General features: G+C 56.3%; 12 protein-coding genes. 7 read left to right on the top strand and 5 right to left on the bottom strand.

Features of this window, described 5'->3' with window-relative positions; genetic code table 11:
* Positions 1 to 11: 11 nt before the first annotated feature.
* The gene (locus ACZA91_RS11880) at positions 12 to 1,142 is read right to left on the bottom strand and encodes an ABC transporter ATP-binding protein (protein WP_099534550.1); all 1,131 of its coding nucleotides are present in this window, start codon (positions 1,140 to 1,142) and stop codon (positions 12 to 14) included.
* Between the two features lie 103 nt (positions 1,143 to 1,245).
* Between ACZA91_RS11880 and ACZA91_RS11885 the strand changes: the two genes are divergently transcribed.
* Together ACZA91_RS11885 and ACZA91_RS11890 are read left to right on the top strand one after the other, a co-directional pair.
* Positions 1,246 to 1,416: a hypothetical protein gene (locus ACZA91_RS11885; protein WP_463182415.1), complete on the top strand. Its 171-nt coding sequence runs from the start codon at positions 1,246 to 1,248 to the stop codon at positions 1,414 to 1,416.
* Between the two features lie 70 nt (positions 1,417 to 1,486).
* The gene (locus ACZA91_RS11890; RefSeq protein ID WP_463182416.1) at positions 1,487 to 3,331 is read left to right on the top strand and encodes a penicillin-binding transpeptidase domain-containing protein; all 1,845 of its coding nucleotides are present in this window, start codon (positions 1,487 to 1,489) and stop codon (positions 3,329 to 3,331) included.
* Here the strand turns inward: ACZA91_RS11890 and ACZA91_RS11895 are convergent.
* The 3 genes from ACZA91_RS11895 to ACZA91_RS11905 all read right to left on the bottom strand — a co-directional run bounded on the left by ACZA91_RS11895 (position 3,328) and on the right by ACZA91_RS11905 (position 6,089).
* Positions 3,328 to 3,672: an SH3 domain-containing protein gene (locus ACZA91_RS11895; protein WP_463182417.1), complete on the bottom strand. Its 345-nt coding sequence runs from the start codon at positions 3,670 to 3,672 to the stop codon at positions 3,328 to 3,330. The two genes, ACZA91_RS11890 and ACZA91_RS11895, sit on opposite strands and share 4 nt — an antisense overlap.
* Positions 3,673 to 3,909: 237 nt before the next feature.
* On the bottom strand, positions 3,910 to 4,365 hold the full coding sequence (locus ACZA91_RS11900) for a hypothetical protein (protein ID WP_099534553.1): 456 nt from the start codon (positions 4,363 to 4,365) through the stop codon (positions 3,910 to 3,912).
* 458 nt (positions 4,366 to 4,823) lie between these two features.
* On the bottom strand, positions 4,824 to 6,089 hold the full coding sequence (locus ACZA91_RS11905; RefSeq protein ID WP_368670746.1) for an aspartate aminotransferase family protein: 1,266 nt from the start codon (positions 6,087 to 6,089) through the stop codon (positions 4,824 to 4,826).
* Between the two features lie 103 nt (positions 6,090 to 6,192).
* Between ACZA91_RS11905 and ACZA91_RS11910 the strand changes: the two genes are divergently transcribed.
* From ACZA91_RS11910 to ACZA91_RS11925, 4 genes are all read left to right on the top strand, one after another.
* Positions 6,193 to 6,450 (top strand): hypothetical protein, encoded by a 258-nt coding sequence (locus ACZA91_RS11910; RefSeq protein WP_463182418.1) that lies wholly within the window; start codon positions 6,193 to 6,195, stop codon positions 6,448 to 6,450.
* Positions 6,451 to 6,544: 94 nt separating this feature from the next.
* On the top strand, positions 6,545 to 7,453 hold the full coding sequence (gene rsmH, locus ACZA91_RS11915) for a 16S rRNA (cytosine(1402)-N(4))-methyltransferase RsmH (RefSeq protein WP_463186431.1): 909 nt from the start codon (positions 6,545 to 6,547) through the stop codon (positions 7,451 to 7,453).
* Positions 7,454 to 8,069: 616 nt separating this feature from the next.
* Positions 8,070 to 9,794: a SpoIIE family protein phosphatase gene (locus ACZA91_RS11920; protein ID WP_099534556.1), complete on the top strand. Its 1,725-nt coding sequence runs from the start codon at positions 8,070 to 8,072 to the stop codon at positions 9,792 to 9,794.
* Between the two features lie 4 nt (positions 9,795 to 9,798).
* Positions 9,799 to 10,239 carry an ATP-binding protein gene (locus ACZA91_RS11925; RefSeq protein WP_099534557.1) on the top strand — a complete coding sequence of 147 codons (441 nt, stop codon included), beginning with the start codon at positions 9,799 to 9,801 and terminating at the stop codon, positions 10,237 to 10,239.
* A gap of 164 nt (positions 10,240 to 10,403) precedes the next feature.
* Here the strand turns inward: ACZA91_RS11925 and ACZA91_RS11930 are convergent, their stop codons facing one another.
* A complete protein-coding gene (locus tag ACZA91_RS11930; protein WP_099534558.1) occupies positions 10,404 to 11,186 on the bottom strand; it encodes a YebC/PmpR family DNA-binding transcriptional regulator in 783 nt (260 codons plus the stop codon).
* 206 nt (positions 11,187 to 11,392) lie between these two features.
* On the opposite strand from ACZA91_RS11930, the gene cobN reads away from it, so the two are divergent.
* Positions 11,393 to 15,307 carry a cobaltochelatase subunit CobN gene (gene cobN / locus ACZA91_RS11935; RefSeq protein WP_463182419.1) on the top strand — a complete coding sequence of 1,305 codons (3,915 nt, stop codon included), beginning with the start codon at positions 11,393 to 11,395 and terminating at the stop codon, positions 15,305 to 15,307.
* The last annotated feature ends 419 nt before the right edge of the window (positions 15,308 to 15,726 follow it).

Genomic DNA, 15,726 nt, shown 5'->3' on the forward strand with positions numbered 1-15,726 from the left:
CCCCCTTCGCCCTAGGCTGCTGGCATGGCCAGGGCATCGGCCGTTGACCAATAGGCGTAAATGGGGGTTTTGAGGGCGGGCAATTCGCCGCCGGTATTCACCTGCATGACCGTTAACCGATCGCCCGATCGCAGTTCTACCACGTAATGCACATGGGTTCCCAGGTACATCACGTTCTGCAACCAGCCCTCAAAGCAGTTCACCGCCAGGTCGGGCGGGTAAAGACTAACTTGAATTTTTTCGGGGCGCACGCTCACGGCCGCCGCCTCACCCGCGCTGCCCGCCCAATCTCCACTGGGGGCCGCCACCAACTTCAGGCCGCTGTCGGTCACGATCGCGCTGCCGGTGCGATCGAACTCCGCCACCCGGCCTCGAAACAGATTCGTATCCCCAATGAAATCCGCCACAAACGGCGTGCGCGGCGACTCATAAATCTCGCTGGGGCTGCCCACCTGTTCCACGCGCCCTTCATTCATCACCGCGATCCGATCGGACAGGCTGAGGGCTTCCTCTTGGTCATGGGTCACCATCACAAAGGTCAACCCCAATTCTCGATGCAGCGTGGATAGTTCCATCTGCATTTCCTTGCGCAGTTTCAAGTCCAACGCGCCCAAGGGTTCATCCAACAGCAACACCGCCGGTCGGTTCACCAGGGCCCGAGCTAGGGCCACCCGTTGTTGTTGACCGCCCGATAGCTGGTTGGGATAGCGCCGGGCGAATTTCTCCATCTTCACCAGGGCCAAGGCCTCATTCACCCGCTCCTCGGTTTCCGCCTTGCCACAGCGCTTGATCCGCAAACCAAAGGCCACATTGTCCCAAATGGTCATGTGTCCAAAGAGCGCATAGCTTTGAAACACGGTGTTGACGGGACGCTGGTAAGGAGGCACATTCAGCATCGATTGCCCCCTAACCAGCACCTCGCCGGCCGAAGGTTGCTCAAAGCCAGCCACGAGGCGCAGGGTGGTGGTTTTGCCGCAACCGGAGGGACCCAAAATACTGAAAAACTCACCCCGCCCGATGTGGAGATCCACGCCGCGCACAGCGGTTTCGCCGTTATAGACTTTGAAGACTTTTCGTAACTCGACATCCAGTTGGGTATCGGTTTCGATCGCCTGGCTGGCTCGGATTGCGGTTTGGGACATGGCCGGTGATGCTGCCGGGGATTGAAAGACCATCGAGGCAATTGTTCCAGGGCAATTGTTCCAGGGTCGTTGTTCTAGGGCAGTTGTTCAAACCTGGCGGTTCATGGGCGATCGAACCTCAGGTTTGAGCTTCGTCACTGAACAACGGGAACTGAACAACGAGAACTGGACAACGGGAATTGAACAAATCTTGCCCTATTTTATGCCGACTATTTCGGGTTTTGCGACGAACTCCATCGGCGGCGGTCTGCGGGAGCAGTCTGTGGCAAGCTGATTAAATCGCCCTTATTAGCCCTCATCGATTAGCCCTTTTCGCTGCGCCCGCGCTGGGCTGTTGTCGTTCCATGGTCGCATCGCCCCCTCCCAACTCGCCCAAATTGGATCAACAGCCGGAACGGACGATCGGGCGGCGCTACCAGCCGTTGGGGTGTTTGATCGTGGCCGTGGTGTTGTTGGGGGGCATTGGCAGCCGGTTGGCCTATCTGCAACTGGTGGAAGGACAGCGCTATCGACAATTGGCGGCGGCCAGCCGAATTCGACTGATGCCAACCCTGCCAACCCGGGCTGCCCTGCTGGATCGATCGGGGCGGGTGTTGGTGGATAATCGCCCCTCAATTTCGGCCATGGCTTGGCCCGTGGCCCAATCGCCGCAAGAGTGGCGGGCCATTTTGCCGGAGTTAGCCCGAGTGTTGGGGCGGCCGGAGTCGGAACTGCTGGCACGACTGGAGCAGGCCGGTTGGCGATCGCCCGTATTAGTGCGCTTGGCCCGGGGGTTGCCCCCTTCGCAAATGACCACGGTGGCGGAGTTGGCCACCCAAGTGCGCGGTCTGGCAATCCAGCCCGAGGCGGAGCGCGACTATCCCCATGGACAGCTCGCCCAGACCATTTTGGGCAAGGTGGGGGAGGTGAACGCGGCGGAGGTCGATCGCCTGGAGCCGCTGCAAGATTACCGATCGGGCGATCTGATTGGGCGATCGGGCTTGGAAGCGGCCCTGGAGGCCCAACTGCGGGGCCAGTCCGGGGGCGAGCAAGTGGAACTCGATCGCAACGGTCTGCCCGTGCGCGTGTTGGCCCGCAAGCCCACGGAACCGCCCACGCCGGTTCGCCTGACCCTAGATTTACCGCTGCAACAAACCCTGGAGGGGCTGATTAACGGAGTCAGCGGGGCCGCAGTTGCCCTGGATCCGGACAATGGCGCGGTCTTGGCCATGGCCGGCCAGTGGCCCAACCCGGGTCAGGGGGGCAACCGGGCCCTGAAAGCCATTCGTCCGGGTGCGCTGTTCAAATGGATTACCGCTGTGGCGGCGCTGGAGTCGGGGCAAATGGCCCTTCATCAACGGTGGCGGATCGATCGCCGCAGTCGTCCCGGTGGGTTGCCCTGGGCGGAATTTACCAAGGTCACCTGGCCAAGCATTGTCACCCTCAACTTTCGAGAGGCCTTGGGCAAGTTAGACACCCAAGACAGTGATGCATTTTTTGAGCAGGTGGCGATCCGGCTGGATAGCACCAATACGATCGCCTGGGCCCGTCGGTTTGGGTTTGGCCAGCGATCGGGCATTGAACTGGCCGAGGATGAGGATCCGGGCCCCAGCTTGGAAGCCCTTTGGAAACGGGAATCGGTGCAAGCCCGCTGGTATTTGGGCGAAGGGGTGAATCTGGCCTTGGGCCGGGGCGAAATGGCCGCCTCCCCCCTGCAAATTGCCGTGATGGCCGCCGTGGCGGTGAATGGTGGTTATCGGGTGCAACCCCATTTGGTCAAGGATCGATCGGCCCAGGTCAGCCGGGAGTTTTTGGGATTGCAGCCCAGCACCTTGGAATTGTTGCGATCGGCCCTGCAACCGCGCACCAGCAGCCTCCCCGCCCCCGAGGCGAGCCAGCCTCCCGATCGCCCACCCCAACCCAACGCCGCGATCGGCTGGTTGGCCACCCACAGCCTGGTGCGGCAAAGCGACCAACTGATCGGCGCTTGGGCCGTGGCTGCGGGCCCCGCCAACGATCCCAAAATTGTTGTGGTTACCTTTGTGGAGCCGCCGAGCGATCGCCCCTCGGTTCCCACCGATTCCGCCGCAGCTCCATCCAACGGTGCGGCGAGCCAAGAACCCAGTGCCCCCGCTGCCCAAGCCGCCGAACAAATTGCCGGAGCAACGGTGGTCAACTATGTGCAATCGCTCGATCGCTGGCTTCCCTAGGGCGGACAGCTAATGCTCATCAGGTCTTCGCGGATCCAGGCCCGGCGATGAGGCGGCACGATCTCGCCTTGACCCGATCGGGACTTGGTGACCATGTGCCACTGATTGCCCTGGTCATCGGTGCGGGTCAGGGGATTGGGTTCCCACCGCTCACTCGCGTCGTTGAGCAAAATCACCGTACTGCTCGGATTGACTCGATCTACGATCGGGAATTGAGTGCCCGGGCCCGATCGCAAATTCACCGCTGAATTACCGCGAATTGTGCCAAAACAATTGGCTCCAAGGGATTGCCCTGAACTCGGCGGGGCGATCGCAAGACTCAAAATTGTGGCAATGCCCATTGCGGTCGGCAAAAGGGGAAGTGATTGAACAAGCAATTTCATGACCTGATCTTGGTTTGAATCTTTAATTTCTGAAGTTTCTAAAGGCCTAGTCTAAGGAATCAGGCTCTGAGGAACTGGCAAAAGGCACAACGAAATTGAGCTAATTTTGGAACCTTGAATTCACCCCATAATCAACCATAATTTGAGATCTAGAATCTGAAATCTGAAATCTGGAATCTGAGATTAATTCTGAAATTAATGGTGACTGGTCGGGAAAAAGTACCGCGTTTCTCCCTGCTGCCCAATTTGATATTCTGCCCCAAATTCAATCGACATGCGATCGAGATAGGCGCGGGCCCGATCGGCCTCCAAGCCCGATCGCATGGCAAATTCAAATAGGGTGACCTGGCCTTGTCCTTCAGCTAACAATTCCATCAGGCATTGGCGTAGCTGTTCCTGTTGTTGGCGCTCTTGATTTTTTTGTTGTGTTTGATGTTGTTTTTTAAGATCCCAAAGCAGCCAGCCACCACCCGCCACAAAGGGCGCACCAAAGACAACACATCCCAAAATAGCGCTTTGGTTTTCGCGCTCCCGATCGGCAACGGTTTGTCCCGGTTCCAAGGGCGACAACGGAACCAAAAGAGCGACCAGCCAAAAGAAGCCGCCCAGGGTGAGAAAGCTGCCCGCCAGAATTTTCTTAATGATTTTCATGGGAATTTTTGCAAGATGCGATCGCGGAGGGGCTGGCCTGCTGGCAAAAGCAAATCACGACGGCTAAAAGGCCTCGGCCGAGGGGCTACCGCTGAATTTCAGCTGTTGGATGATGGGCCACTGAGTCAGGGGTTGCTTGAGCCTCCACACCTTGTTAGCAAATTTTATTGGCAGATTTCATCGGCAAATTTGGCGATAGGCTTGGTAGCAAATTTTGGCGGTCGGTTCTAGCCACTTTAGCCACCAACTTGAGTTACTGATCAGGCTCTGGGTTCGTTCAATCAAAAAAACAAAAACGGGATAAGCCATGCCTATCCCGCCAGATTAGATCATTTGGATCATTGGGTATGGACGAAGCAAGCTTGTTGCCCGATCGCCCTGTTGAATCCAATCGATTAATCAAATCAACTCATCAAATTGACGCAATTCGTGCAATCGGCATAGCCAACCCGATCGCCCTAGGCCGCTTGCAAGGTGGCGATCGCTTGGGTGATGGCGGCCAACGCTTCATCAATTTCGGCGGCAGTGACAATCAGGGGCGGCACAAATCGCACCACCTGCGGCCCGGCCGGCACCAGCAACAGACCGGCGGCCATGGCGGTTTTGACCAAATCGATCGAGCTGAGGCCCGCATCTTCCTTCAGCACCAGACCGTTGATTAGGCCCCAACCGCGCACTTCCGCAATCAAGTTGGGATATTGAACCGCCAGGGCCTTCAGACCCGCCCGCAATTGCTCGCCCCGATCGCGCACATTGTCCAAAAAGCCCGGTGCGCCAACCGTTTGGCAAACGGCCATCGCCACCCCACAGGCAAAGGGATTGCCGCCGTAGGTGCTGGCGTGGTCACCCGGTTCAAACACATTGCACTTGGCCTTGCACAGCAGGGCCCCGATCGGGATGCCGCCGCCCAAACCCTTGGCGGAAGTGAAAATATCCGGCTCAATGCCCAGGTTTTCGTAGCCCCACAGTTGCCCCGTGCGGCCAACGCCCACTTGCACTTCATCCAGAATCAACAAGATGCCCCGATCGTCGCAAATTTCCCGAACCCGTTGGAAATAAGCCCGATCGCCCGGACGCACGCCCCCTTCCCCCTGGAGCGCTTCCAGCATGATGGCAGCAACGCGGGGGCCGTTGGTTTCCAAGCGGGCGATCGTCGCTTCCAGGGCTGCAATGTCGTTGTAAGGGATATATTCAAACCCCGGAACCAGAGGGCTGAAGTTCTTTTGATATTTGGGCTGGCCGGTGGCGGTGATGGTGGCCAAGGTGCGCCCGTGGAAGCTGGCGTGGGCCGTGAGGATCACCGGTTCATCAATGCCCAACACCGTGTGGGCATATTTGCGGGCCAGTTTGATTGCGCCCTCGTTGGCTTCGGCTCCGGAGTTACAGAAAAACGCCCGATCGGCGCAGGAATGTTCCACCAACCAGGCCGCCAACGCGCCTTGTTCAGGGATGTAGTAAAGATTGGAAACGTGGTGCAGTTTTTGAATCTGCTGGCTCACGGCGCTGGTCATCACCGGGTGGGCATGGCCCAGGGTGCAGGTGGCAATGCCCGCCACAAAGTCCAAATAGCTGCGGCCCTCGGTGTCCCAAACGCGGCTACCTTCGCCACGCTCCAGGGCGATCGCGAAGCGGCCGTAGGTTTTCATGACGGCTGCGTCAAAGGCCTCGGTGGAAAAGGCAACTGGGGCGATCGAGGCGGGATCAGCGAGGACTTGGGGACTCACGATGGTTGCTCCTAAACAATGGCTTTAACGGCAAATCCGATGAAGGGAACGGTAGGGATCGTCGTTAAAGGTTGGGTTGATTGTAGAGGAGGAAACCAAGGGCTTGCTAGATCTGATTTGGATCCTGAGGGCCGATCGGTCTGGAAATCTTGACTTGGGCCCGGCAGCGGTTGACTCGGTGCGATCGACCCGCGATCGGCGAATTCCCACCCGGGCGGATAATGGAACTCCGTTGGTTCCCTTGGCCTCAGCCCGGTGGCCGCCAATGTTGCACCTTGCCGATGTTTGCTTCGCCGATGTTTGCTTCGCCGATGTTTGCTATGACCGCCGCTGCCATGAGTTCCGCAAGTTCTGCCCCTGAGCCTAGTCCCGTTGCGTCTGATCCTGTGGGGTCTGATCCTGTGGAGCCTGACCTTGTGGATTCTGGCCCTGTGGATTCTGGCCTGGATGAATCGATTAATGGGAGCCGATCGGGGGCGGAGGTGCTCCCCGCTGAGTCGATCGACTGGGGCCACTTGTCCGTGCTCCGAGATGAATGTATCGCGGGTTTGCAACCTCGATCGGGCGGGTGCTATCTGGATGCCACGCTGGGTGCTGGGGGCCACACGGCGGCCCTGCTGGCGGCCGATCCAGAGGTGCGGGTGGTGGGCCTCGATTGTGACGATCGCGCCTTGGCGATCGCGCGGGAACGGTTGGCCCCTTGGGGCGATCGCGTCACCTTCGTGCGCAGCAACTTTGCGCAGTTCAACCCCGGCGATCAGCAATTTGACGGCATTTTGGCAGACTTGGGCGTTAGCTCCATGCAGTTTGACCAGCCCGATCGGGGTTTTAGCTTTCGCCACGACGGCCCCTTGGACATGCGCATGGACGATCGGCTCACGGAATCCGCCGCCGATGTGGTGAACCATTGGCAAGAAGTGCCCCTGGCCAACGCGATCTATACCTATGGTGAAGAACGATTATCTCGGCGGATTGCTCGGGCGATCGTGGAACAACGGCAAACGCAGCCTTTCCAAACCACCCTCGAGCTGGCCAATGCGATCGCCCGCTGTGTGCCCGGTAAATATCGCCATGGGCGCATCCATCCTGCCACCCGCACCTTTCAGGCCCTGCGGATTGTGGTGAACCAAGAGTTGGCAGTTTTGGAAACCCTGCTCGATCGGGCCCCCAATTGGCTCGCTCCCCAAGGCCGCCTCGCCGTCATTAGCTTCCACAGCCTTGAGGATCGAATTGTGAAGCACCGACTGCGAGAATCAACCCAACTCAAAGTCATCACCAAAAAGCCCATCTGCCCCAACGATGCTGAAATGGGTCAAAATTCCCGATCGCGATCCGCAAAATTGCGAATTGCAGAAAGAATCTAGCCGAATCAATGCCAATGGGTTTCTTTTGAACTTTTCCTGTATTTTTCTTTGGGGGCTGCTGAAATTTCTCGGCCACTGAAGGATTGATGAACAGGATTATTCAAAACTCAATGATTTCTCCAGCCCAATGATTCCTCAAGCCAAAACTGGGTAAAAACTAATCAGTTGCTCGGCCAGTCGCTCAGCCAGTCGCTTAGCCAGCGCATCTAGTCATTGATTCGTCAACGGCCAGGGCATGGGCTGAATCAGTTGGTTTGTGTCTAGGATTTCACGCCCAGTGTTTCAGCACATCGGGTAGGCTAGGGTAGAACGTGGGAATTCCACCTTGTCCCGAGTGAGCCTTGGCCCACTTGTATCGATCGCTACACCAGTCCCGAGGATCAATTCTCTTCCCAGCTTGGAAGCGGCCCATTCCTCACTCAGGGATGGCGCGATCAACCGGATCATGGTCGCCAGAATCGAAAAGGCTAAGTAATAAAAACTAGCCTCCTTTCTAGCCCCCTTTGTCGATCGGGTAACCTTGTTTGCAAAAACCTAACCCGATGCCCATCCCCATCCCTGGGGTCACCCCCACGACCCCCGCCAACCCTGTCCAGCAGTGCAAGTGGAGCACGCGATGAGCTTAGTCGTCCAAACCACACCAAGAGCAGAAACAAAACTCAAATTGATGGTGGTTGATGACGAACCGGATAACCTCGATTTGTTGTATCGAACCTTCCGTCGCGACTTCGCGGTTTATAAGGCTGACAGTGGTTTCAATGCCTTGGAAGTGCTCGATCGCGACGGGGAAATGGCCGTGATCGTCTCAGACCAGCGGATGCCGGGCATGAACGGCACTGAGTTTTTGAGCAAAACCGTCGATCGATTCCCCGACACGATCCGCATTATTCTGACCGGCTACACCGACGTAGAAGACCTCGTAGGAGCCATCAACTCCGGTAAAGTTTTCCGATATCTGACAAAGCCCTGGAGTCCCGACGAACTCAAATCCGTCGTGAACCAAGCGGCCGAAACCTATCGTGTGGTTAAGCGCCGCACGAACGAGTTAAACCGGGCCCTGCGCCGCGAATCCCTGTTTAACGCCATGATGAGCGCAATTCGGGAATCCCTGAATTACGACAGCATGTTGCCCACCATCGCCCAGACCATCACCACCACCCTGAACGCCCATTGCGCCTTGTTGCAGCCCGTGGAAGGGGGGCAAGCCAAAGGAGAACCCCTGCGCTACCCACTCGATCGGGATGACTGGAGCCTGACCCACGAAGACGGGCAATTGCGGGATCCGGTGCAAGCGGCCCTGGAGCACTTGACCATTCAGCAAACCCAAGTCAACACCGATGGCAGCGACAGCCCAGGGGGAGCCATCGATGAGTTGCTCATTCCTTTGGTCTATCAACAGGAATGTTTGGCCCTGTTGTCCCTGGTGCGCCAAGGACAACCCGGCTGGCAAACCGATGAAGTGGCGTTGATTTCGGAGCTAACAGAACAGGCGGCCTTGGCCCTTTCCCAAGCCCGTCTGTATCAGCGCACCGAAGCCCAAACCCAGCAGTTCCGCATGGAATTGGAAGTGGCGCGGCAGGTGCAGGCGGACTTGTTGCGCCAACATTGGCCAGAAGTACTCGGGGTGCGTGTGCAGGCGGAATGCCAGCCCGCGCGCGAGGTGGGGGGCGACTTTTTTGAAGTCTTTATCCATCCTCAGGGGGATGTGTGGTTAGCGGTTGGGGATGTGTCCGGAAAGGGGGTTCCGGCGGCCCTATTTATGGCCAGTTCGATTTCTGTCTTGCGCCAAGAGCTGGCTCGGGCAGAGTCTCCGGAGCCAGATGAAGCGATTCGGCGGCTGAATCGGGCCCTGTTTGAAAATTTGTTTAATAGCAATCGATTCATTACGATTGCCCTAGCACGCTACACTCCCAGCACGAGACGCTTGAGCTATGCCAACGCGGGTCACGTCTACCCCGTGGTTTGGTCGCCCCAGGTGGTTCAGGAAAAAGTCCTGGCCGGTGGCGATCTCAAGGAAATTGAGCCAACCTATCTCAAGGCTCGGGGAGTGCCGCTGGGTATCTTGCCGGAGTGGAAAGGTACGGGGGGGGAACAGACTCTAGAGCCAGGGGAGGCTCTGCTGATGGCTAGTGACGGAATTACGGAAGCAACAGTGGCGAACATACAACTCCCGGGAACAAGTTTGGTGAACGGTTCAATGTTGCAACAGGAGGGCCTGTGGGAACTGTTGAAGCAACAAGGAAGCCCGTTTGATCTCAAGCGCTTGTTGGCGACCTTGCAACAGGTTGCGCCCGACGAGCAAGAAGACGACCAGACCCTACTGCTGCTGGAGGTTCTGTAAACCGATGAGAACTGAAATCCAAGTCCCAAGCAACTTGAAGTTTCTAACCATTGTTGAGCAGTGGTTACTCGGTTCCCTGGAAATTGAGCTAGGCGATCGAGTGGATTGGGCCCGCCAGTCGAACCGTCTGCGGCTAGTGTTGGCGGAGGCCTATTCCAATGTGGTGCGCCATGCCCACAAGGATCGCCCCCATCTGCCGGTGGAGATGTCGGTGGAGGTGCAGGATCGGGAGCTGGCGATCGAGATTTGGGATCGCGGCCAGGGCTTCAGTTTGGATAATTACCTGCCGCCAGTGCCGGAAGCCAAGCAGGAAAATGGCTATGGCTGGTTAATTTTGAACCGGCTGATGGATCGGGTGGAATATCGGTTGCAGGTGGATGGCAAAAACTGCCTGGTGCTGTTGGCGACGTTGCCCCCTCGGGAAGAGTCCCAATCCAAAAACTAGGACTACAGGCTCAAAAACTAGGACTACAGGCTATAGGGCTACAGGCCAGTGGACTACAGGTTAGTGGATCGAACAGTCCGATCGGGTCAGCGATGGGGTTTAGTCTGACTCCTGAGCGATCGCCCATGCTCGCCTGCGATCCTCCCGATTGTGGGGCCGATCGCCTAAGCCATCACTTCCGCCATCAGATCGTCGGTCATTTCAAAGTTGGTGGCGACGCTTTGCACGTCGTCTAAGTCTTCGATCGTGTCCATCATTTTGATGAGGGCTTTGGCTTGATCGCGATCGGTCACGGCGACGGTATTGGTGGGAAACCAACGAGTTTCCGATTGCCACACCCGAAAGCCACGCGCCTTCAACACTGATTCCAAATTTTCCAAGTTATCTGGGGCTGTTTTGACTTCAAACCCCACGAGGTCAAATCCCTTTTGGTCTTGGCCAGAGAAGGGATCATAGGATTCCCCTTCCCCCTCGATCGAGGCTTCCAGCAGCGCATCTTCCTCGATCGCCTCGCCCACGATGGTGACCACGCCCTTGTTTTCAAACATCCAGCCCACGCAGCCGGTTTCCCCCAGGTTGCCGCCGTTTTTGCTGAAGGCCACGCGCAGGTCAGCAGCGGTGCGGTTGCGATTGTCCGTGAGGGCTTCAATCAGCACGGCCACGCCACCGGGGCCATAGCCCTCATAGCGAATGGCTTCCAGTTCTGCCCCTTCCCCCGCCAACCGACCGGCTCCCTTGGCGATCGCCCGATCGATGTTGGCATTGGGCACGCCGGCCGCCTTGGCCTTGTCGATCGCGGTTCGCAGTTGGAAATTACCGGTAGGATCCGCACCACTGCGGGCCGCCACAATAATCTCCCGCGACAGCTTGGTAAAGACACTGCCGCGCACCGCATCCACCCGGGCCTTTTGGCGCTTAATGTTTGCCCATTTACTATGTCCGGCCATGGCTCCAACTAAATCGATGAAAGATTGAACGAACCCAGGACTAAGATCGGTCTTTGGCAAGACGAATCAAAGATCGCCTTGAAATTTTAAGGGCCGATGCGATCGAACGGGATTAAGTTGCCCAATTTTCTAAACGCTCTTGTCTAAACGCTCTTGTCTAAACGCTGCTCATTGTTCCACTAGCGCTCACGACGATCAAAAGACCAATGCATAGGATTGCTGCGTTGCCCGGTGGCTGGGAACCGAATACAGAAGGCGTTATTTTTGTTGAGCAAACTCCGGCTCCGATCATTGTTTTGACGGCCAAAGATACGGATATTCAAACGCTGTCGATCGCCCGTCGATCGTTGCCGGAAAATTTTCCAGCCATCCGCGCCACTAACCTCTTGCAACTGCAACAGCAACTGACGATCGATACCTATGCTGAGGACGTTTTGTCGCAAGCGCAGGTGATTGTTTTGCGCTTGTTGGGGGGCCGTGCCTATTGGAGCTACGGGCTAGAGGTGGTGCGAGATCTCGCTGAGCGATCGGGCATTGGGCTGTTGGTTTTGCCCGGAGACGATCGCCCAGATCCTGACTTGGTTTCCCATTCAACGGCTCCCTTGAGTTTGTGTGACCAGATTTGGCGCTATTTGAATGAAGGTGGCGTAGAGAATGTTCAAAATGCGCTCTTGAAGTTATCAGATACCTATTTTCAAACGCAATATCAACCTCCCAACCCTCAGCCGATCGAACGTTGGGGGCTTTACCAATATCCTAAAAATAATGCTCTTGAAAGCTCATCAGTTTCTAAACCGATTGGAACCGTTGGAATTGTTGGAATTTTATTTTATCGAGCCTATTATCAAGCGGGAAACTTAGCGGCGATCGATCAACTATGCCATGCCCTGTTGGCGGTGAATTTGCAACCAGTGCCCATTTACGTGGCTTCGTTGCAAGATTCGGATATTCAGGAAGAGGTGGGTTCCGCTCTGAAATCTCAGGCGATCGACCTGTTATTGGCTTCAACGGGATTTGCAATCACCAAGGCCCAATCTACCCTTGGCCAGGCGCAACCCCATTCCCTTTGGCAGCGGTTAAATGTGCCTGTTTTGCAAATTATTTTGAGCAGCGGAACCCAAGATCAATGGCTCACCAACCAGCAAGGGTTATCCCCTCGAGATATGGCAATGCAGGTGGCGCTGCCGGAGGTGGACGGTCGGGTGGCAACTCGGCTGGTGGCTTGCAAATCGGTGCAACAGCGCGATCGAGATTTAGAAACAGAAACGATCGCGCTTGAACCCATTCCCGATCGCTTGAATTTTGTGGCAAAACTGGCGGCTAATTGGGTGCAGTTGCGGCGATCGGCTCCTAGCGATCGCCCGATCGCCATTGTGTTGGCCAATTATCCAAATCGAGATGGGCGCTTGGCCAATGGTGTTGGCTTGGATACGCCCCAAAGTTGTGTTGATTTTCTGTGGGCTTTGGCGCGATCGGGCTATGACTTGGGTGATTTAGAACAATTGCCAAAAACTGGTGACCAACTCATTCAGCAACTGACCCAAGGAACAACCAATGATCCTGAGGGCTGGACGGGGCGATCCATTCGCCAATATCTATCATTCACGAACTACCAAACCTGGTTTGAAACCTGGCCGATCGAGGTGCAAAGGGCCATCAATCAACGCTGGGGATCCCTGACCAACCCGAAACCGGATCATGAGCAATGGTTTCCCAAAACGGTGATTGAAAAAGAGCCGGTGATTCCCATTTCAGGGTTGCAATGGGGCAAGGTTTTTGTGGGCATTCAACCGGCCCGAGGATACGATCGGGATCCTAGTTTGAACTATCACGCGCCAGACTTGGAACCCACCCATGAATATTTAGCGTTTTATGAGTGGCTGCGATCGCAATTTGCCGCTCAAGCGATCATCCATTTTGGGAAGCATGGCAATTTAGAATGGTTGCCCGGAAAAGGCATTGCTCTCTCAGAGAATTGCTTCCCGGAAATTGCCCTTGGGCCAGTTCCTCATTTTTATCCATTTATTGTGAATGATCCCGGTGAAGGCTCGCAAGCCAAACGACGGGCCCAAGCGGTAATTTTAGATCACCTAACCCCACCGTTAACTAGGGCAGAACTGTATGGCGATTTGAGTTTAATTGAGGGCCTGATCGATGAATACTATGAAGCGCAAAGTTTAGATCCCAAGCGAACTCGGGTGATCGCTCCTAAACTATTGAAACTGATTGAAGATAATCAGCTCGATCGGGATCTCAAAACCAAACTAGGAGCTGCTAATTATTCCTTAACTCAGGGATCAAACTCAGCTCAGACCGTTCTCGAAAGCCAATCAGCCATTGAAGATCTGATCGCCGCTCTGGATGGCTATCTTTGCGAACTGAAGGAAGCCCAAATTCGGGATGGCTTGCATATTTTTGGGCATTGTCCCACGGGCGATCAATTGCGTGATTTGACCGTGGCGATCGCCCGTTCTGCCCAAGGCGGCCAAGGGGGACTGACGCGGGCGATCGCCCAAGATTGGCAACTGAGCTTCGATCCCCTCACAGCCGATTGGGGCGATCCGTTGCCGGAGGTCGATCGCTGGCCCCACCTAGCCACCTGCCGCACCTTGGGAGACGCGATCGCCGTTCTGGAAACCCAGGCCAGCGAAGCCGTGGCGGCCCTTATTGCCGATCGCCCCTGGCCGTCCGTGGGATCCCACACGGATCAGGCTTTGGCTTGGGTGCGCGATCGGCTCCTGCCCGCCTTGCGCCAAACTCCCCAGGAAATCGATCGGCTCTTGCAGGGACTCAATGGCGAATTTGTGCCGCCGGGGCCGTCGGGGGCCCCCAGCCGCGGCCGCGCAGACGTGTTGCCCACCGGCCGCAATTTCTACTCGGTGGATTTGCGATCTCTGCCCACGGAAAGTGCTTGGGAAGTGGGGCGCAAGGCTGCCGACACCCTGATCGAACGCTATGTTCAGGAAAATGGCGATTATCCAACCACCCTTGGGCTGTCGGTTTGGGGCACTTCCACCATGCGCACCGGAGGCGATGACTTAGCGGAAGCGTTGGCGCTGTTGGGGGTGCGGCCCCGCTGGGATGGGGCGGCGCGGCGGGTGGTGGGGGTGGAAGTGTTGCCCCTGTCCGCGATCGGGCGGCCCAGGGTGGATGTGACCCTGCGAATTTCTGGGTTTTTTCGGGATGCCTTCCCCAACCTGATTGAACTGTTCGATCGGGCGGTTTACCTGGTTGCCGCGTTGGATGAAGCCGCCGCCGACAACCCGATCGCCCAGCGTGTGCGTCAGGAAACCGCCCAATGGCAAGCCAGCGGCCTGACCCAGGAGCAGGCCAGCACCCGCGCCCACTACCGCATCTTTGGTTCCAAGCCCGGAGCCTACGGCGCAGGCCTTCAGGGCCTGATTGAGGCTCAAAACTGGCAAAGCGACCAGGACTTGGCCCGGGCCTATCTGAACTGGAGCAGCTATGCCTACAGTTGTGCGGGTCGTTCGGGCCCCGTCAGCGGGGATGCGCCCAGCAATGGCCTGGCGGCCCCAATCGGGCGATCGGCCCCGGAAGCCTTTGAGCAGCGATTACGGGAAATGCAAGTGGTTTTGCAGAACCAAGATAACCGCGAGCATGACCTTTTAGACTCCGATGATTACTATCAATTTCAAGGGGGCTTAACGGCCGCCGTGCGCGTCATTTCCGGGCAACAACCCACCGTCTATTTTGGAGACCATGCGCAACCCGATCGCCCCCGCACCCGATCGCTTGCGGAAGAAATTGCCCGAGTGTATCGATCGCGCGTTGTGAACCCCAAATGGATCGCCTCCGCCATGCGCCACGGCTACAAGGGAGCCTTTGAAATGGCCGCCACCCTCGATTATCTGTTTGCCTATGATGCCACAGCTCGCTGTGTCGAAGACTTCATGTATGACGGTGTGGCAGAGGCCTACCTGCTCGATCGCACTGTTCAGGACTTTGTGCGCCAGAAAAATCCCTGGGCCCTGCGGGATATGGCAGAGCGTTTGCTAGAAGCCCATCAGCGCGGTTTATGGATCCCTGCCGATCCCCAACGGTTGGATCAACTGCAAGCGATCGCCCTGGAAGCGGAAGCCGACCTAGAAGCTCGCTCATAGCACGAGGGCGATCGGCTATTTCACAGCTCAAGAATTTCCGTCATTCTTGCTGATCCCTACTGTTTTAGAGGCTTCTAATTGCTATTAATCTTCATAAAAGACCGAGTTTTTCTTGAAGAAGAAATTCAATGGGGTCAAAAATTCTCGCTAGACTATAGCCTTAAATTATATCCTGGCAGAAGATATTGATTCGCATCTGGATTTGAATGTGGATTCAAAAATAGCCAAGATAAAAAATAAAACGCATCTCATTAATCAAAAAATAAACAATAACCCAGATGGTGAATTTATTGATGAATTTAATTGACTACAAAATAATGGAACCTAATGCTCATGGAATTATCAATAAATATGGCAACTTCTAGACATTGAATTGAGAATCGGAGACACTAGAGATGGTTTCTAATTCAGCCTGAAAC

The sequence above is a fragment of the Limnothrix sp. CMB-01 genome (assembly GCF_055193175.1).